The following is an 18,283-nucleotide window of genomic DNA, read 5'->3' as shown; positions in this document are numbered from 1 at the left end:
GAGAGCGGTCCGCGGCGGGCGTGCGCGGCGTGTTCGCGGCTGATCGCTGAGAGCGAACAGGGCTGGGGGAACAATCCCCGGCTCACGAGCATTGAGTCGGCATAACTCAACTTGACTGCCGAAGGGGAGATCATGGCTGTTGAGTCCGCAGCGTCCGCGCCGCTCACCCTGCCCGTGCTGCCGCTGGACGACGAGGTGGTGCTGCCCGGGATGGTGGTCCCGCTGGACCTCAGCGACACCGAGGTACGCGCCGCGGTGGAGGCGGCGCAGGCCGCCGCCCGGTCGGAGCCCGGCAAGCCGAGGGTCCTGCTGGTGCCGCGCGTCGACGGGACGTACGCCGCCACCGGTGTGCTGGGCACGGTCGAGCAGGTGGGCCGGCTCGCCGACGGCGACCCGGGCGCCCTCATCCGGGGCCGGGCCCGCGTGAAGATCGGCGCCGGCACCACCGGCCCGGGCGCGGCGCTGTGGGTCGAGGGGACGCGGATCGACGAGAGCGTGCCGGACCCGCTGCCCGGCCACGTCGCCGAACTCGTCAAGGAGTACAAGGCCCTCGCCACCGCCTGGCTCAAGAAGCGCGGCGCCTGGCAGGTCGTCGACCGGGTCCAGGCCATCGACGAGGTCTCCGCGCTCGCCGACAACTCCGGCTACTCGCCGTTCTTGACCACCGAGCAGAAGGTGGAGCTGCTGGAGACCGCCGACCCGGTGGCCCGGCTGAAGCTCGCCACCCAGCAGCTGCGCGAGCACCTCGCCGAGCAGGACGTGGCCGAGTCCATCGCCAAGGACGTCCAGGAGGGCGTCGACCGCCAGCAGCGCGAGTTCCTGCTGCGCCGTCAGCTCGAAGCCGTCCGCAAGGAGCTGCGCGAGCTGAACGGCGAGGGCAAGGACCCCGCCGAGGAGTCCGACGACTACCGCGCCCGGGTGGAGGCCGCCGACCTGCCCGAGAAGGTCCGCGAGGCCGCGCTGAAGGAGGTCGACAAGCTGGAGCGGGCCTCCGACGCCTCGCCCGAGGGCTCGTGGATCCGCACCTGGCTCGACACGGTCCTGGAAATGCCGTGGAACGAGCGCACCGAGGACGCGTACGACATCCGGGGCGCCAGGGAGATCCTCGACGCCGAGCACGCCGGCCTCGAGGACGTCAAGGAGCGGATCACCGAGTACCTGGCGGTGCGCAAGCGGCGCGCGGAGCGGGGCCTCGGCGCCGTCGGCGGCGGGCCCGGCCAGGGGAGCGCCCCGGCCGGGGGCGGTGGCGGGCGCCGGGGCGGCGGCGCGGTGCTGGCCCTCGTCGGCCCGCCCGGCGTCGGCAAGACCTCGCTCGGCGAGTCCGTCGCGCACGCCATGGGCCGCTCGTTCGTCCGGGTCGCCCTGGGCGGCGTCCGCGACGAGGCCGAGATCCGCGGGCACCGCCGGACCTACGTCGGCGCCCTGCCCGGCCGGATCGTGCGGGCTATCAAGGAGGCCGGGTCGATGAACCCGGTGGTGCTCCTGGACGAGATCGACAAGGTCGGCTCCGACTTCCGCGGCGACCCGGCCGCGGCCCTGCTGGAGGTCCTCGACCCGGCGCAGAACCACACCTTCCGGGACCACTACCTGGAGGTGGAGCTGGACCTGTCGGATGTCGTCTTCCTGGCCACCGCCAACGTCCTGGAGGCGATCCCGGAGGCGCTCGCCGACCGCATGGACATCGTCCGCCTGGACGGCTACACCGAGGACGAGAAGGTCGTCATCGCCCGCGACCACCTGCTCCCGCGCCAGCTGGAGCGGGCGGGGCTGGACCGGGGCGAGGTGACCGTCGAGGAGAGCGCGCTGCGCAAGCTGGCCGGCGAGTACACGCGCGAGGCCGGCGTGCGCAACCTGGAGCGGTACGTCGCCCGGATGCTGCGCAAGGTCGCGGCCCGGCACGAACTGGGCGAGCGCGAGCTGCCCCTCACCCTCACCGACGCCGACCTGCGCGACCTGGTCGGCCGGCCGCACCATGTGCCCGAGTCGGCCCAGGACCCGGCCGAGCGCCGCACCTCCGTCCCCGGCGTGGCGACGGGGCTGGCGGTCACCGGCGCGGGCGGCGACGTGCTCTACGTCGAGGCGTCCCTCGCCGACCCCGAGACGGGCGCGGCGGGACTGACCCTGACCGGCCAGCTCGGCGACGTGATGAAGGAGTCGGCGCAGATCGCCCTGAGCTTCCTGCGCAGCCACGGAGCCGAGCTCGAACTCCCCGTCGGCGACCTGAAGGACCGGGGGGTGCACATCCACTTCCCGGCGGGCGCGGTCCCCAAGGACGGCCCGAGCGCGGGCATCACCATGACCACGGCCCTGGCCTCCCTCCTGTCCGGCCGTCTGGTCCGCACCGACGTGGCGATGACCGGCGAGGTCTCGCTGACCGGGCGGGTGCTGCCCATCGGCGGGGTGAAGCAGAAGCTGCTCGCGGCGCACCGGGCGGGCATCACCACGGTGATCATCCCCAAGCGCAACGAGCCCGACCTGGACGACGTCCCGGCCGAGGTCCTCGGCACGCTCGACGTCCACGCCGTCACCGATGTCCGCCAGGTCCTGGAGCTGGCCCTGACGCCGGCGGTCAGCGGGGCGGAGCCGGAGGTCCCGGTCGCGGCGTGACGGGCCGCGGCAAGGCCCGGGTCCCCTCGGGGGCCCGGGCCTCGTGCCGGGTGCGCGGGGCGGGGTCAGCCGTTGGCGAGCGCCACCACCCGGTCCAGGGCCCCGTTGAACTTGTTGTGGTCGCCGACGATCGGCCCGGAGGACGTGTACTGCCACATCGTGTAGTAGCTCCAGCCCGCCGGCAGCGTCCCCACCGTGGAGGCGTAGCGGGCGATCCACAGCGGGTTGGCGGTGGCGAAGCCGCCGTAGTTGCCGGTGCACTGGGTCCACCAGCTGGTGGCCGTGTAGATCACGGCGTCGCGGCCGGTGCGCGCCTTGTAGGTGGTCAGGAAGTCGCGGATCCAGGACACCATCTGGCTCTGGGTCTTGCCGTAGCAGGCGGCGCCGTAGGGGTTCCACTCGATGTCGAGCGCGCCCGGCAGCGTCTTGCCGTCGCGGGACCAGCCGCCGCCGTGGTCGACGAAGTAGTTGGCCTGGGTGGCGCCGCTGGTGGTGTCCGGGGTGGCGAAGTGGTACGCGCCGCGGATCATGCCGACGTTGTACGAGCCGTTGTACTGCTGGGCGAAGTAGGGGTTCGTGTAGTACGTCCCCTCGGTGGCCTTGACGTAGGCCCACTTCACCCCGCTGGTCCACAGGCTGGACCAGGCGACGTTGCCCTGGTGGCTGGAGACGTCGACGCCCTCGGTCTGGGTGGCACCGCCGGGGACGGGCGTGCCGTGCCGCCCGTCGTGGGCCAGGACGCCCATGCCCATGTACGCGGAGCCGCGGGGCGGGGTGCCGGCGTCCGGCGCGGACCGGGCGGGGGCGGTGAGGAGCAGGGAGAAGGCGGCGAGCAGGATCCCGACGGCGGTCAGGCGCCGGGTGCGGGCCGTTCCGGATCTGTGCACGGGCATGACGTGCCTCCGAAGGCTCGGTGGTGCTCGGTGGGGTGGGGCATGCCGGGGCCGGGGAGAACGGGGCTTCGTCGGCCCGCCGGACCGGGTGGTGTCGTGGGCATGCCAGTAATTGCCTGGTAAAGAAGCTACGCACGTAGACGACCCGGGGGAAGGGGGGCCGGGAGCCGCCGTTGGTCTACGCCTGCGAAATACTTGCGGAGCTGCGGCGACGGCGGCACCGGGCGGAAACTTTCAGGAACGGCACAACCAAGGCAGGGACTGACGTGCGGGATCACGGAAACGGCGGCGGACACCGAGGTGAATCCGGGGGTGCCCCCCTGGGGGTGACGTCCGGCAGTGGTGTGAACCAGCCCGAGTTCCTGGCGCTGGAGCGCGAGCTGACCGTGCTGCTGCGGCGCGCCCGCGCCAATCAGGGGGAGATGGCCCGCCAGGTCCACCCCGACCTGGAGTCGTCCGCCTACGGCATCCTCGTCCGGCTGGACGAGTGCGGGCGGCAGCGGGCCACCGAGCTCGCCGCCTACATCGGCATCGGCAAGGCCACGATGTCGCGCCAGCTGCGCGCCCTGGAGGAGCTGGGCCTGGTCGCCCGCGAGCCCGACCCCGCCGACGGCCGGGCCTGGCTGGTCGCCCTCACCCGCGAGGGCCACGACCGGGTCTCCCGCGTCCGGCAGGCCCGCCGCGCCCGGTACGCCGGCCGGCTCGCCGACTGGGACCCGGGCGAAGTCGCGGAACTGGCCCGGCTGCTGCACCGGCTGAACCGGGGCATGGAGAAGTAGCCCCGCGGGGCCGGCCCGCGGGACGCGGCGGTCACAGCTCCGCGTAGACCACCGTCGCGTCGTCGTGGGTCTTGCCCCGCCCCGGGACGGCACGTCCGGCGGCCGCGCGCTCCAGCTCCCGCACCCGGTCCACCAGAGCCCCCGCCCCCTCCTCGCGCACCAGCCGGAGGCAGTCCGCCCAGCCGCCCTCCCGGAACCTCTCCACCCAGCGGGCCGCCCCGTCGGTCAGGGCGGCCAGGGCGGCCACCTCCCCGCGCGGCAGGACCCCCGTCACCGCGCGCGCCGCGACCGACGGATCGGCGGCGGCCGTGAAGAAGCCGCCCTCCTTGTTGCGCCAGGCTGCGTCGACGAGCGCGTCCGTGGCCAGGGCGGCGCGGGGCAGCCGGGAGAGCCGGTCGTCCAGCAGCGGGGTGACCGTCCCGTCGGGGGACTCGGCCAGCAGCACCGAGTCGGACAGCACCAGGTACTCCACCGTCTGCGGTGACCAGCGCGCCAGTACGACCGTCGCCTGAGGCGTTCGGGGGTGAGAAAGGTCACAGGTTGCGGCATGCGTCTCGGCGGTACGCGCGATCGCGCGGGACAGGGCGCCGACGAGAGGAACATCCGGGAGTGAAACGGTCAGTTCGGTCAGGGTCCCGCCGAGGCGCGCGGTGAACCAGGGCACCGTGTGCGAACAGCCGGTATCGCCCCGCGGCGGCGTCACCCCGTCCAGCACGACGAGCGAACCGCCCTGTCCGCAAGCCGGTAGTCCGACGCTCGCGAAGTCCTCGTTGGGGCGGTCCGGGCCGCCCGGCCGCGAGATGAGTTCCGTGCGCATCACGCCAGTCTGCACGAGCCCTTCACACCGTCCTCGAAAGGCCCGCAACGGTCGCGTGAACGGCGCGGACGGGCAGGTCAGGTGCCGGGTTTGGGGCGGAACGCGGTACTCCGGCAAGACGTGGCGGCAAATATTGCCACCGCCCGCCGTGGACGTCCAACCGGCGCACCGCGCGGGGCCGTCGCATAAGCCGGGGAAACTTGCTCCCCAACTCCCCTCCGATGTTCACTCCTTCGGGTGGCGGGTCAGGCGATGCGTGTGCAGCGCCCACCGGCACTGGGAGGGTCGGGGACCGGTTGGGGGGCCGCCCCGCTCCTGCCGAGAGCTTGGGGGAGGGTGTACGCGCCGGCCGGTCGATTGACGGAGCGCCACCCCGGTCCACGGGTACACGAGTTCAGGAATGCGAGCACCGGTGCAGAAGACGCGGCCTCGTCGCACAGGCAAGCAGACGGCCCCCGCACAGAGCGCGGAGCAGACCCCCGGCAGCCACGGCCCCGCCGCCCCGAGCACTCCCGTGGGCAAGGGCCGCCCGACGCATGTGCGCAACCGCCTCATCGTGGCCGTCGCGGTGGTCGCCGCCACCGTCGCCGGGGCGGGCGCGCCGTCGCTCATCGACGCCTCCGGACAGCTGAACGACACCCAGGAACTGGTGACCCTCGCCGAGCGGACCGAGAACGCCCTCGCGCTCGCCCACTCCCTGGCCGACGAACGGGACGAGGTCACCCCGTACATCGCCGCCGGCCGCCCCCGGGCCAAGGCGCCCTCGGAGCAGCACAGCGCCCGCGTGGACCGGCAGGTGGAGGAGTTGCGCGCCGAGACCGACACGCCGGCCTCGCTGCGCGAGGACCTCGACGGCATCGCCGCCCTGCGCCGGTCCGCGCTCACCGGCAAGAGCACCGCCCTCCAGGCGCACCAGGCGTACTCCGCCGTCATCGCCGAACTGCACCGGCTCGCCGAGCGGCTGGCCGAGCGGATGCCGCCCCGCGCGGGCGCCGGCGCGTACGCCCTGGCCGAGCTGGACTCCGCCGTCCAGCAGGCCGCCGCCACCCGCGGTCTGCTCCTCGCCGCCCTCGACGTGCCGCGCAGCACCCAGACCGTCATCGACCCGATGACCGGCCTGCCCACGACCAGCAGCACGTCCTCCGACGCCGACGCCGAGCAGCGGGACGCGCTGGCCGCCGCCGCGCAGCAGGCCCGGGTGCGCTCCGACGCCGCCCTCGCCGCCTTCCGCGACGCCGCGCCCAAGTCCGCCCGGGACGGCTTCGACTCCACGGTCACCGGACCCGAGGTCAACGCCGCCGAGAAGTACCTGGCCGCCCTCACCGACGGGCCGGCCCTCTCCGACGACGACCTCGCCACCAGCGTCAAGAGGCTGGACGCCGCGCTGTCCGCCCGCGTCGACGCGATGCGCGGCGCCGAGGCCGCGCTGTACGACCGCCGCACCAAGGACCTGGAGCGGCTGCGCGACGACGACGTCACCGCGCTGGAGATCCGCGTCGCCGTCCTCGGCGCCCTGATGCTGCTCGCCGTCGGCATGGCCACCGCCATGGCCCGCTCGCTCACCCGGCCGCTGGCGGTGCTGCGCCGCGGCTCGGCCCGGCTCGCCGAGGCGGAGAACCCCGCCGCGCAGGAGCCCGTCGCCTTCACCGGCCGCAACGACGAGTTCGCCCAGGTCGTCCGCTCCGTCAACGCCCTGCACGCGCACGCCGCCGCACTGGCCGAGCGCGTCACGACGCTGGAGTCCGACCGCAAGCACCTGGTCGGCCAGCGGCAGAAGATGGCCGACGCGCGCGAGGAGCTGCGCGCCGAACTGGCCGCGTCCGCCGCGCGGCTGGAGACCCTGCGCAAGAGCATCGGCTCCACCTTCGTCAGCCTCGCCCTGCGCACCCTGGGCCTGGTGGAGCGGCAGCTCGCCGTGATCGAGGGCCTGGAGGAGCGCGAGCAGGACCCGGAGCGCCTGTCCACCCTGTTCAAGCTGGACCACTTCGCCACGGTCATGCGCCGGCACAACGAGAACCTGCTGGTCCTCGCCGGCACCGAGCACGTCCAGCACACCGCCGGCCCGGTGCCGCTCGTCGACGTCGTCCGCGCGGCGGTCAGCGAGATCGAGCGCTACGAGCGCGTGCGCATCGCCGCCCTGCCGCCGCACGCGCACGTCGCCGGGTTCGCCGCCGACGACCTCTCCCACCTGCTGGCCGAACTCATGGAGAACGCCACCTCGTTCTCCCCGCCCGACGTGCCCGTCGAGGTCTCCGGCTGGCTGCTGGAGAACGGCGAGGTCATGCTCTCCGTCCAGGACGAGGGCATCGGCATGACCGCCGAGCGGCTGGAGCGCCTCAACGCGCGCCTGACCGACTTCGACCCGGACGCCCCCTACGACCAGGACGGCGAGGACGGGCTCGGGCTCGGCCTGTACGTCGTGGCCCGCCTGGCCCACCGGCACGGCGCCCGGGTGCAGCTGCGGGAGCAGAAGCAGGGGGGCGTGGCCGCGGTCGTCGTCCTGCCGACCACGCTGCTGGCCGCCGAGCCGGCCTCGCCGAAGCCGCCGGCGCCGGAGCGGACCGGTGTCGACACCACCCAGACGGTCTCCCTGCCGGGCGCCGCCGCCGAGGCCAACTCCAACGTCCTGCACGGCCGCTCGGAGGACGGGGACCTGCTGGTCTCGCTGGCGGAGCAGGCCGTACGGCGCTCCGAGGCCGCCGGGCAGGCCACCGGGCAGTCGGTCGGGCAGGCCACCGAGCAGACCGCCGAGCAGACCGCCGCGGAGGCGGCGGGTACGGCGCCGGAGCCGCGGACCGCCGAGCCGCGGACCGCCGGGCAGGAGCGGCAGCCCTCGGCCGCCCCCGAGGAGGACGCCGAGCCGCGGCCGGCCGCGCCGTCCCGCCCGCAGGAGCCCGCCGAGGCTCCGGAGACCCCCTCCGAGACCACCATGGAGCTTCTGCTCCCGGCGGCGCCCGCCCGCGCCCCGCAGGCACCGAGCCCCACGGCCACCGGCCCGGAGCGGCCAGCCCCCGCCGCTCCCGGGCCCGAGGCGGACCCCGCGCACGACCGCGCCGCCGACGAGCCGGGCGAACCGGACGAGCCCGTCACCGACAAGGGGCTGCCCAAGCGGACCCCGAAGATCACCACCCCCGCCTCGGCCCCGCCCCCGCGCACGGGGTCCGTCGACGCCGAGGCCCTGCGCCGCCGTCTGGGCGGCTTCCACCGGGGAGCCGAGGCCGGCCGGCGCGACGTCGAGGCGGAGATCGCCGAACAGACCACCCAGACCCAGGCACCGACCACCGGAACAGCTCGACCAGCCACATCCGAAGAAGCCACGGGGGGCACCGTCGAGGAGGCAACCAGTTGACCGCGCCCAGTACCTTCGGACTGAGCAGTGAAGCCCGCAATCTCCACTGGCTGCTGACCAATCTCGTCGAGGAGGTGCCCGGCATCCTCTCGGTGGCGGTGGTCTCCTCCGACGGCCTGCTGCTGCTCTCGTCCGACCCCGGCCAGCAGAACGCGGCCCGCCAGGCACAGGGGGAGCGGCGCACCGGACCGCGCGGCTCCTCAGCGGACCTCGCCACCATCGTCTCCGGCATCGGCAGCCTGACCGTCGGCGCCGCCCGGCTGATGGACTACGGCGGGGTCAAGCACACGATGGTCGCCATGGACGAGGGCAGCCTGTTCGTGATGTCGATCAGCGACGGTTCGCTGCTCGGCGTCCATGGCTCCGCGGACTGCGACATGAGCGTCGTCGCGTACCACATGGCGCTGTTCGTCGGCCGGGCCGGCCACGTCCTGACGCCCGAACTCCGCAGCGAGCTCCGCAAGTCACTGGAGTCCGAGTCGATGGGGAGTGCCCGATGAGCAGCGTGCAGAAGAAGCAGCAGCTTCCGGTGCGCGGCGCCGACCGCAAACCCGCCCGCGTCCGTCCCTACTCGCTCACCGGCGGCCGGACCCGCTTCGGCCACGTCCTGCTCGTGGAGACGTTCGTGGGCACCACGGCCGCCCTCGAAGCGGCCGACGAGCGCAAGGAACTGACGAACGGTTCGCTGAGCTCCCGTGTGATGCCGGAGATGCGGGCCATCGTCGAACTGTGCCGCCGTATGCGTACGGTGGCCGAGATCGCCGCGCTGCTGAAGATGCCGCTCGGCGTGGTCCGCGTCCTCCTCAGCGACCTCGCGGACCAGGGAAAGATCCGTGTGTACGGAACCGGAACCGGCCACGGGGCGGGCCGCCCGAACCGTGTGCTGCTGGAAAGGGTGCTGAGTGGACTCCGCCGTCTCTGACGCCGCCGCCTTCGGCGTCTCCCCGCTCGTCGAGCACGACGAGCCGTCGCAGCCCTGGCAGACGGACCGCACCCGCGCCCCGATCGCCACGAAGATCGTGGTGGCGGGCGGCTTCGGCGTCGGCAAGACCACGCTCGTCACCTCCGTCTCGGAGATCACGCCCCTGCAGACCGAGGCGCTGATGACCGAGGCGAGCGAGGACCACGACGACCTGACCGCCACGCCGGACAAGGTCACCACCACGGTCGCCATGGACTTCGGCCGCATCACGCTCGACGACGACCTGGTGCTGTACCTGTTCGGCACGCCGGGCCAGCAGCGGTTCTGGTTCATGTGGGACGACCTGGTGCGCGGCGCGATCGGCGCCGTCGTCATGGCCGACACCCGCCGCCTGAAGGACTGCTTCCCGGCGCTGGACTACTTCGAGAGCTGCGGTCTGCCGTACGTCGTGGCGGTGAACCACTTCGACGGCAGCCAGATGTTCGAGCCGGAGGACGTACGCGAGGCGCTGACGATCCCGCGGCGCATACCCGTGCTGATCATGGACGCGCGGCGCCGCATCTCGGTGATCGAGACCCTCCTGGCCCTCGTCGGCCACGCGCTTGAGGAGACCCCCGAGTAGTCCCGGTCCCTCCCCAGCGGCCCGCGACCCTCCCCGCACGGTCCCGGGCCGGCCCGTGGCAGTCCCCCGTACCGTCCCCCTAGGAGACAACCCCGCATGCGGAAGATACTCGTCGTCGGAGCCGGCCAGTCCGGTCTCCAGCTCGCCCTCGGCCTCCAGTCGCACGGGTACGAGGTCACCCTGATGTCCAACCGGACCGCGGACGAGATCCGCACCGGCCGGGTGATGTCGACGCAGTGCATGTTCCACACCGCCCTCCAGCACGAGCGCGACCTGAAGCTGAACTTCTGGGAGTCCCAGGCCCCGAAGATCGAAGGCCTCGGTGTCTCGGTCGCCGCCCCCGGCTCCTGGGCGGAGGGTCCCGCCGCCCGCGCCATCGACTGGGTGGGCAAGCTCGACGGCTACGCCCAGTCGGTCGACCAGCGGGTGAAGATGGCGGGCTGGATGGAGACCTTCGCCCAGCGCGGCGGCCAGCTGGTCATCCACGGTGCCGCCGTCGGCGACCTGGACTACTTCTCCCGCGCCTACGACCTGGTCCTGGTCTCGGCCGGCAAGGGCGAGCTGGTGCGGATGTTCGCCCGCGACCCCGAGCGCTCCCCCTACAGCGAGCCGCAGCGGGCCCTGGCGGTGGCGTACGTCCACGGCATGGCCCCGCGCCCGGAGCACCCGGACTTCGACGCCGTCCGCTGCAACCTGGTGCCCGGCGTCGGCGAGCTGTTCATCATGCCGACCTACACCCTCTCCGGCCGGGCGGACATCCTGTTCTGGGAGGGCATACCCGGCGGTCCGCTCGACGTCTTCAAGGACGTCAAGGACCCGGCGGAGCACCTCTCCCTGACCCTGGAACTCATGGAGCGGTACGTCCCCTGGGAGTACGCGCGGGCCACCAAGGTCGAGCTGACCGACGCCGGCGGCACCCTCGCCGGCCGCTACGCCCCCACCGTCCGCAAGCCGGTCGGCCGCCTGCCCGGCGGCGGTCTGGTCCTCGGCGTCGCCGACGTGGTGGTGGCCAACGACCCGATCACCGGCCAGGGCTCCAACTCGGCGTCCAAGTGCGCCGCCTCCTACCTCGCCTCGATCCTGGACCACGGCGACAAGCCGTTCGACGAGGAGTGGATGCGGCAGACCTTCGACCGCTACTGGGAGACGGCCCGGCACGTCACCAAGTGGACGAACACCATGCTCGCCCCGCCGCCGGAGCACGTCCTGAACCTGATCGGCGCCGCCGGCCAGCTCCAGCCCGTCGCGGACCGCTTCGCCAACGGCTTCAACGACCCGGCCGACTTCGAGAACTTCTTCTACGACCCGCTGAAGACCGAGGGCTACCTGATGGAGGTCTCGGGGGCCGCGGGCGCGTAACCGGCCGCGTGCCCCTCGTCGGACCCCTCGGACGCCCCGGCGGGCAGCCTCGGCGGTGTGTACCGCCGCACGGGCTCCCCGCCGGGGTCGGGCCGGACCGCGCCCAGGACGGGGTTGGCCGCGATCGGCGACACCTTCACGCGGGCACCGGGGCGCGGCGCCTGCACCACCATCCCGTCGCCGAGGTACAGCGCCACATGGGTGGCCTCGGGGAAGTACACGATCAGATCGCCGGGGCGCAGCTCGCCGAGGTCGATCCGCTCCAGTCGCGCCCACTGCTCCTGGCTGGTGCGCGGGATGGCCGTACCGGCCCGCGCCCAGGCCCGGGAGGTCAGCCCCGAGCAGTCGTAGGCGCCGGGCCCCTCCGCTCCCCATACGTACGGCTTCCCGATCTGCTCCACCGCGAAGCGCACGGCGGTCTCGCCCGCCGCGGACGGCTTGGCGTCGTCGCCGAGCACCCCGGACGCCAGGAACCGCTCCTGCGCCCGGGCGGTCCCGCGCCGCTCCAGCTCGGCGAGCCCGGCCAGCTGCCGGGAGCTGAGGGAGGCGAGCAGCCTCTCGACCTCCCGCAGCCGCCGCCGCACCTCGTCCCGCTCCCTCTTGCGCCGCTCGGCGAGGGCCAGCCGGTCGTCGAGGGCCTTACGGGCCCGGCGGGCCAGCTCACCGGCCCTGCGCTCGCTGCCGGTCAGCCGTGCCACCGCCTCGGCCCGCTCCCGCGCCAGCCGCCCGATCACCTGTCCCTGGTCGAGAGCGTGCTGCGGGTCGCGGGCCAGCAGCAGCCGCAGATAGGGGGACAGGTCGGTGCGGCTCTGGTACTGCCGGCGGGCCAGCAGCCCCGCCGCCTGACGGCGCTCGTGCAGGGAGAGCCGGGTCCGGGCCAGCGCGGCGTCCAGCCGCTCGGCCTGCGCGCGCCGCTTGCTCAGCTCCTCCTCGGTCGCGTTGTAGGCCTCGGTGGCCTTCTCGGCCTCCCGGTACAGCCGCTGAAGGTCCGTCAGCAGCCCGGCCACGGAACGCGTTCCGGGTGCGGGTTCGGCCGCGGCGGGAGGGGCCGCGGGGGGCACGAGGGCGATCTGGGCGGCCACCGCCGCCGTACAGGCCAGACGCAGCACGTTTCCTGACACGCCATCACCTCCGGTCGCGGGGCGGCCGGTCCGCTCCGCACCGCGAGCATGGGACGGCCGGCGCGGACGCGCGCGCCGAGTGTGCGCGGTTCGGCGCAACGGCGTCACCCGTGGGCGTCGTCCGGCTTGCCGCGCGGCGTGGCGTCCGGCTTGCCGCGCGGCGTGGCGTCCGGCTTCGACCAGGGCCACCGGAGCCGGGAGCCCTGCCGTCCCTCGGGGTCGTAGCGGTACTTCCAGCGGGCGAAGCCGATCCGGCCCTCTTCCCGGGGCGCCCGCCGGTAGACGAGCACCGCGGGCGGTCCGCCGTGCGGGTCGGGCACGGGCACGCGGTAGGTCTTCGGCGGATGGCCGGTCATCCCCACCAGCACGGGCAGCACCCGCCCGTCCAGGGGCCCGCCCTCGAAGGGGGTGTCTTCGCTCTTCACGGCACCAGTGTCGGGTATCGGCCGCCGCCGGCCGGACAGGTGCCGCTCAGGTGTCCGCCGCGAGCGTCCGCACCAGGGCGTCCGTCTGCGGATCGCGCCGCGCGGTGACCGACAGCGTCGCCGCGAACTGCTCCACCAGCCAGTCCCGCAGCTCCTCGGCGGGCGGCTGCTTGTCCTCGTCCAGCCAGATGAGGGAGGCGGCCTCCACCGCCGTGATCCACATCCGCACCGTCATCCGCAGCCGGGGACCGGGGTCGGTGACCTCCAGATGGCTCATGATGTGCTCGGCGGCGGCCCGGCGCACCCCGTCCACTATGGCCGAGGCCCGCGAGGTCTCGGCGACGCTGCCGCCGCGCAGCAGGGCGCTGAAACCGGCGTCGTGCTGGCCGACGAAGGCCAGGTAGCGGTCGAGGGCGCGGGAGAGCCGGGCCAGCAGCGGTCCCTCGCGGGGCTCGTCGAAGCAGTCGCGCAGCTCGTCGGCGGCCGAGCGCAGGGCGGCCTCGTACAGCTGCTGCTTGCCGCCGGGGAAGTACCGGTACACCAGGGGCCGCGAGACCCCCGCCCGCTCCGCCACGTCGTCCAGCGAGACCTCCTCGGGCGGCCGGTGGGCGAAGAGGGAGAGCGCCGCGTCGAGGAGCTGACCGCGGCGCTCCTCGACGCTGAGCCTGCGGTAGGCGGGGGTGGGGGCCTGCGGGGTCATGACCCGCAGGGTAGCCGGTGGGCCCGGCCGCCCCCCTTACGCGAGCAGCCCCGACGACCGCCACAGCCGCCGGCCCACACCGCGCAGGACGCCTATGTCGTCCAGGAAGTCCGTCAGCCGCTTCGCGCCGGTCTGCATGACCTCCCGGCGGTGGGCGCTGGCCCTCACCTGGGCCATGGCCTCCCGCTTGTCGAGACCCACGTTCGTGTACACCTCGGGGTTGATGAAGGCGACCGAGAAGACCCGGGCGAACTCGCCGGAGGTGACGCGGGTGAACTCCTGCGACCACTTCGGGGCCGTCACCATCTGGCGGCGCAGCTCCTCCCGGGCGTACCGGACGTGGCGGGCCTCCTCCACCACGTGGATCCGGGTGACGCCCCGGATGAGCGGCTGCACCCGCTCGTCGGGGAAGGTCAGCCGCTGCATCCAGTCCAGGATCTCCTCGCCGAGGAGCGTGGCGGTGAAGGAGCCGGGCGTGGTGGAGATCGTCTTGAACAGCCGCCCCAGGTTCTGGTGGGCGCGGCTGACGGGGTACCACGGTGTGTCGCCGCGCCGGATCAGCCGGGCGAACATCTTCGAGTGCCTGCACTCGTCCTCGATCTCGGTCAGCGCGTACCGGACGTGGGCGCTCGTCGCCGCCTTGTCGTAGATGTGCCGCACCAGCAGCTGCATGAGGATCAGCTCGAACCAGATGCCGAGCGAGGCGAGTGCCGCCGCCTCGTGCCGGGACAGCAGGATCCGCTGTTCCTCGCTCATCCGCCGCCACAGCGGGGTGTCGTACAGCGACACCAGCTCCGGCGGCCAGAACCACTTGCCCTCGTCGAAGGGCGCGTCCCAGTCCAGTTCCTTGTCCGGGTCGAAGGAGTGCTTGGCGGAAGAGGCGAGCAGTCGCTCCGCCACCTGCTCGCGGTCCTTGAGCAGGCCGAGCGCGTCGCGCAGCCCTTCGAGCGCGTCGGCTTCCGTCAGGGTCGTCATGGCAGTCCCACCTCGTCGTACGGGATCGCGTCGGGGATCGCGTGGTGTTACCCGCGGTCACTCACTCGTCTTATGAGACTGCTTGTCAGCAAGGGCGTCAATCCCCTGGGCGGGACTTGTTTACCGCGAGTAAAGGCGGGAGGGGCGTCAACGGCGCGTTCCGTGATCGCCTGATGGGGCGCCGAATCGGCGTTCCTGCCGAGTACGCTGGCCGGATCGGGCAGTCTCCGGCACATGGGAGCAAGCATGAGCGCCGCACGTGACTACGGCCTGGACGACGACTTCGAGTGGCCTCGTCCGCCGGAGGGCGGCTGGACGGCGGACGACCTCGACGAGCTTCCCAACCTCCCCCCGCATACGGAGCTGATCGACGGGAGCCTCGTCTTCGTGAGCCCGCAGACCAATTTCCACTCACGTGTCATTCGCCTGCTGGACAACGCCCTGCTGGCTCAGGTGCCGGACGAGCTGGATGTCATCCGGGAGATGACCGTCAGGCTCAACGAGCGAAATCGGCCGGAGCCCGATGTCCTGGTGTTCCGTGCCGACGCCGATTCCGGTCCGGACCAGACCTGGTATCGCCCGGAGGATGTCGTGATCGCTGTCGAGGTCGTCTCCAGGGACTCGGAGGACCGGGACAGGGAGGTGAAACCACGTAAGTATGCGCAGGCGGGCATTCCGCATTACTGGCGAGTCGAGGAGAACCAGGGCCTCCCGGTCGTCTACGTCTACGAACTGGACCCCGCGACCCAGAGCTACGGCCTGACCGGCATCTTCCACAACCGCCTCAAGCTCACCATCCCCTTCCCCGTCGACATCGACCTCACGGCCATCGACCGCCGCCGCTAGGCGTTTTGTCCCGGGGCGGGGGTCAGGAGGCGAGCACCGCCTCCATCACCGCCCGCGCGATCGGCGCCGCCACCCCGCCGCCCGTGATGTCCGCGCGGTCCGCCGCCGCGTCCTCCACCACCACCGCGACCGCCACCTCCGGCTCCAGCTCCCCGTGCGCCTGCGCCCAGGAGACGAACCAGGCGTAGGGCACCCCGGAGTTGCCGACGCCGTGCTGGGCGGTGCCGGTCTTGCCGCCCACCCGCGCGCCCCGGATGGCGGCCCTGGCGCCGGTGCCGTTCTCCACCACGTCGGTCATCAGCCGCTTCAGCCGCGCCGAGGTCGACGGGAGCATGGCCCGCCGCACGGGACGGGACCCGGCCGCGGCCACCGTGCCGCCGCCCGCCCGGACGGTCCGCTCCACCAGATACGGCTCCCGCACCTGCCCCCCTCCCGCCACGGCCGCCGCCACCATCGCCATCTGCAACGGCGTGGCCCGCGTGTTGTACTGCCCGATGGACGACAGCGCGAGCTGCGCCCGGTCCACGGAGGTGTCGAAGGTGCTCCGCGCGACGGAGAACGGGATCCGCAGGTCCGTGTCGTTGAAGCCGAAGCCCCTCGCCGTCGCCGCCATGCGCGCCACGCCCACGTCCACGCCCAGCTTGGCGAAGACCGTGTTGCAGGACCGTTCGAACGCCTCCCGCAGCGAGGCGCCGGCGCACCCGCGGGAGGCGTTGGTCAGCTTGGTCCGCGTCCCGGGCAGGGTGTACGGATCGGGCGAGCGCAGGGGCGCGTCCAGGTCCCGTACGACGCGGGCGTCCAGCGCCGCCGCCGCGGTGACCACCTTGAACGTCGAGCCCGGCGGATACGTCTGGCGCACCGCCCGGTTCAGCATCGGCCGGTCCGGGTGGCGGTTCAGCCGGGCCCAGGACCGGGTGGCGGCCGTACCGTTGCCGGACAGCTCCCCGGGGTCGTACGACGGCGTCGACACCAGCGCCAGGATGCGGCCGGAGGACGGCTCCACGGCCGCCACCGCCCCCGTGCGCCGGCCCAGTCCCCGGTACGCCGCCCGCTGCGCGGCCGGGTTGATCGTGGTCACCACGTTCCCGCCCGGGCCGCGGTCGCGGGCGGAGCGGTGCCACAGCGGGAACGGGACGAGCATCGGGTCCGTCCCCGACAGCACCCCGTCCTCGGTGTGCTCCAGCAGCGTCGTGCCGTACTCCTGCGAGGCGAAGCCGGTGACCGGCGCGTACAGCGGGCCGTCGGCGTACGTCCGCTCGTAGCGCAGATGCTCGCTGGTGTCCCGGGAGCCGGTGACCGGCTCGCCGCCGACCAGGATGTCGCCGCGCGGCTGCTGGTAACGGGCGATCTCCGGGCGGCGGTTGGCGGGGTTGGCGTCGTAGGAGGGCGCCTGCACGATCTGGACGCGGGCGGCGTTCACCAGCAGGGCGGCCAGCAGCAGGACGCAGAAGGCGGCGGCATGCCGGATGTACCGGGTCATGGGGGCTCCCCGCCTCTCACGGTGCCACCCGCCCGTCGTACTGGCGGCGCGCCGAGTCGCTGACCCGGATCAGCAGCGCGACCATCGCCCAGTTGGTGACGACCGACGAGCCGCCCTGGGCCAGGAAGGGCATCGCCATGCCGGTCAGCGGGATCAGCCCCGTGACCCCGCCGGCGATGACGAACACCTGGAGTGCCACGATCGAGGCGAGCCCCACCGCCAGCAGCCGGCCGAAGGGGTCGCGCAGCAGCAGGCCCGCCCGGTAGCCGCGCTCCACGAGCAGCGCGTACAGCAGGAAGATGGCGCTCAGCCCGGCGAAGCCCAGCTCCTCCCCGGCCGTGGCCAGGATGAAGTCGGACTTGGTGGCGAAGCCGACGAGCACGGAGTGGCCGAGCCCCAGCCCCGTCCCGGTCACCCCGCCCGCCGCGAACGAGAACAGCGACTGGGCGAGCTGGCTGGGGCCCTGCCCGGCCTCGATCGAGGCGAACGGGTGCAGCCAGTCCTCGATCCTGCCGTGCACGTGCGGCTCCAGCCGGCCCACCGCGACGGCCCCCAGCGCGGCCAGCAGCAGTCCGACGGCGATCCATCCGGTGCGGCCGGTGGCCACGTACAGCAGGACGACGAACAGGCCGAAGAAGAGCAGCGAGGTGCCGAGGTCCCGCTCCAGGACCAGCACGCCCACGCTCACCAGCCACACCGCGACGATCGGCCCGAGGACCCGGCCCGTGGGCAGCTGGAGCCGCCACACGCGGCGGCCCGCGTACGCCAGCGCGCTGCGGTTGGCGGCGAGGTAGGCGGCGAAGAACACCGCCAGCAGCACCTTCGCGAACTCGCCCGGCTGGATGGAGAAACCGGCGATCCGGATCCAGATGCGGGCCCCGTTCACGGCCGGGAACAGGATCGGCACCGTCAGCAGGACCAGCGCGGCGGCGACACAGACGTACGCGTAGCGCTGGAGCAGACGGTGGTCGCGCAGGACCAGGACGACGACGATGAACAGCGCCACCCCCAGCGTCGACCACACCAGTTGGGTGGGGGCGGCCCGGTCGCCCGGCGTCTCCAGGTCGAGCCGGTAGATCAGCACCAGGCCCAGCCCGTTGAGCAGGACCCCGATGGGCAGCGGCAGCGGGTCGGCGTACGGCGCGCGCAGCCGCACCGCGAGGTGCGCGAGCAGCGCGAGCACGCCGAGCCCGGCGCCGTAACCGGCGGCGCCGGGCGGGATGGTGCCGTGCTGGGCGAGGCCCACGTCGCAGTAGCCGAGCACGCAGAGCAGGACGGCCAGGACGAGCAGGGAGAGCTCGACGCCGCGGCGCCGGGGGAGGCGGGCAGCGGCGGCGGGCGGGTCCGCCGCCGCTGCCGCGGTGATTCCGGATCCGGCGTTCGTCATG

The 18,283-nt window shown here is 73.4% G+C and carries 16 protein-coding genes; 8 read left to right on the top strand and 8 right to left on the bottom strand.

Annotation, left to right across the window (positions count from 1 at the left end):
* The first annotated feature begins 132 nt into the window (after positions 1–132).
* Positions 133–2,607 (top strand): endopeptidase La, encoded by a 2,475-nt coding sequence (lon, locus tag AB0L74_RS02240; RefSeq protein ID WP_365644665.1) that lies wholly within the window; start codon positions 133–135, stop codon positions 2,605–2,607.
* Between the two features lie 65 nt (positions 2,608–2,672).
* Here lon and AB0L74_RS02235 read toward each other — a convergent pair whose 3' ends face one another.
* Entirely contained in the window at positions 2,673–3,500 is an 828-nt protein-coding gene (locus AB0L74_RS02235) for a lysozyme (protein ID WP_365644663.1), read from the bottom strand.
* 326 nt (positions 3,501–3,826) lie between these two features.
* Here AB0L74_RS02235 and AB0L74_RS02230 point away from each other — a divergent pair, with 326 nt between their 5' ends.
* Complete coding sequence (locus AB0L74_RS02230; protein WP_365644660.1) at positions 3,827–4,279, top strand: MarR family transcriptional regulator; 453 nt, start codon at positions 3,827–3,829, stop codon at positions 4,277–4,279.
* 31 nt (positions 4,280–4,310) lie between these two features.
* On the opposite strand, the gene AB0L74_RS02225 is transcribed toward AB0L74_RS02230, so the two are convergent.
* Positions 4,311–5,096: a protein phosphatase 2C domain-containing protein gene (locus AB0L74_RS02225; RefSeq protein WP_365644657.1), complete on the bottom strand. Its 786-nt coding sequence runs from the start codon at positions 5,094–5,096 to the stop codon at positions 4,311–4,313.
* Between the two features lie 412 nt (positions 5,097–5,508).
* Here AB0L74_RS02225 and AB0L74_RS02220 point away from each other — a divergent pair, with 412 nt between their 5' ends.
* The 5 genes from AB0L74_RS02220 to AB0L74_RS02200 all read left to right on the top strand — a co-directional run bounded on the left by AB0L74_RS02220 (position 5,509) and on the right by AB0L74_RS02200 (position 11,348).
* A complete protein-coding gene (locus tag AB0L74_RS02220) occupies positions 5,509–8,445 on the top strand; it encodes a nitrate- and nitrite sensing domain-containing protein (RefSeq protein ID WP_365644655.1) in 2,937 nt (978 codons plus the stop codon).
* Positions 8,442–8,945 carry a roadblock/LC7 domain-containing protein gene (locus tag AB0L74_RS02215; protein WP_029381704.1) on the top strand — a complete coding sequence of 168 codons (504 nt, stop codon included), beginning with the start codon at positions 8,442–8,444 and terminating at the stop codon, positions 8,943–8,945. Before AB0L74_RS02220 ends, AB0L74_RS02215 begins: the two co-directional genes overlap by 4 nt.
* A complete protein-coding gene (locus AB0L74_RS02210) occupies positions 8,942–9,367 on the top strand; it encodes a DUF742 domain-containing protein (RefSeq protein WP_365644652.1) in 426 nt (141 codons plus the stop codon). Before AB0L74_RS02215 ends, AB0L74_RS02210 begins: the two co-directional genes overlap by 4 nt.
* The gene (locus AB0L74_RS02205; protein WP_365644649.1) at positions 9,348–9,989 is read left to right on the top strand and encodes an ATP/GTP-binding protein; all 642 of its coding nucleotides are present in this window, start codon (positions 9,348–9,350) and stop codon (positions 9,987–9,989) included. Before AB0L74_RS02210 ends, AB0L74_RS02205 begins: the two co-directional genes overlap by 20 nt.
* Before the next feature lie 96 nt (positions 9,990–10,085).
* Positions 10,086–11,348 carry a styrene monooxygenase/indole monooxygenase family protein gene (locus AB0L74_RS02200; RefSeq protein WP_365644646.1) on the top strand — a complete coding sequence of 421 codons (1,263 nt, stop codon included), beginning with the start codon at positions 10,086–10,088 and terminating at the stop codon, positions 11,346–11,348.
* Here AB0L74_RS02200 and AB0L74_RS02195 read toward each other — a convergent pair.
* The 4 genes from AB0L74_RS02195 to AB0L74_RS02180 all read right to left on the bottom strand — a co-directional run bounded on the left by AB0L74_RS02195 (position 11,312) and on the right by AB0L74_RS02180 (position 14,569).
* The gene (locus AB0L74_RS02195; RefSeq protein ID WP_365644643.1) at positions 11,312–12,469 is read right to left on the bottom strand and encodes an NlpC/P60 family protein; all 1,158 of its coding nucleotides are present in this window, start codon (positions 12,467–12,469) and stop codon (positions 11,312–11,314) included. The genes AB0L74_RS02200 and AB0L74_RS02195 overlap by 37 nt on opposite strands.
* Positions 12,470–12,573: 104 nt before the next feature.
* Entirely contained in the window at positions 12,574–12,894 is a 321-nt protein-coding gene (locus tag AB0L74_RS02190) for a hypothetical protein (RefSeq protein ID WP_365644640.1), read from the bottom strand.
* 46 nt (positions 12,895–12,940) lie between these two features.
* On the bottom strand, positions 12,941–13,594 hold the full coding sequence (locus AB0L74_RS02185) for a helix-turn-helix domain-containing protein (RefSeq protein ID WP_365644637.1): 654 nt from the start codon (positions 13,592–13,594) through the stop codon (positions 12,941–12,943).
* Between the two features lie 36 nt (positions 13,595–13,630).
* Positions 13,631–14,569, bottom strand: a complete 939-nt coding sequence (locus tag AB0L74_RS02180) for a diiron oxygenase (RefSeq protein WP_365644634.1) — start codon at positions 14,567–14,569, stop codon at positions 13,631–13,633.
* A gap of 246 nt (positions 14,570–14,815) precedes the next feature.
* On the opposite strand from AB0L74_RS02180, the gene AB0L74_RS02175 reads away from it, so the two are divergent.
* Positions 14,816–15,415: a Uma2 family endonuclease gene (locus AB0L74_RS02175; protein ID WP_365644631.1), complete on the top strand. Its 600-nt coding sequence runs from the start codon at positions 14,816–14,818 to the stop codon at positions 15,413–15,415.
* A 22-nt stretch (positions 15,416–15,437) separates the two neighbouring features.
* Here AB0L74_RS02175 and AB0L74_RS02170 read toward each other — a convergent pair whose 3' ends face one another.
* Together AB0L74_RS02170 and AB0L74_RS02165 are read right to left on the bottom strand one after the other, a co-directional pair.
* The gene (locus AB0L74_RS02170) at positions 15,438–16,895 is read right to left on the bottom strand and encodes a penicillin-binding transpeptidase domain-containing protein (RefSeq protein ID WP_365644628.1); all 1,458 of its coding nucleotides are present in this window, start codon (positions 16,893–16,895) and stop codon (positions 15,438–15,440) included.
* Between the two features lie 16 nt (positions 16,896–16,911).
* Positions 16,912–18,282 (bottom strand): FtsW/RodA/SpoVE family cell cycle protein, encoded by a 1,371-nt coding sequence (locus tag AB0L74_RS02165; protein ID WP_365644625.1) that lies wholly within the window; start codon positions 18,280–18,282, stop codon positions 16,912–16,914.
* Position 18,283 lies beyond the last annotated feature (1 nt).

Origin of the sequence: Streptomyces sp. NPDC052020 (assembly GCF_040680575.1) — a bacterium.
In the GTDB taxonomy this organism is placed as follows: Bacteria; Actinomycetota; Actinomycetes; order Streptomycetales; family Streptomycetaceae; genus Streptomyces.
The sequence above is the reverse complement of the archived record's forward strand: the minus strand, read 5'-3'. Positions and strand labels throughout refer to the sequence as shown.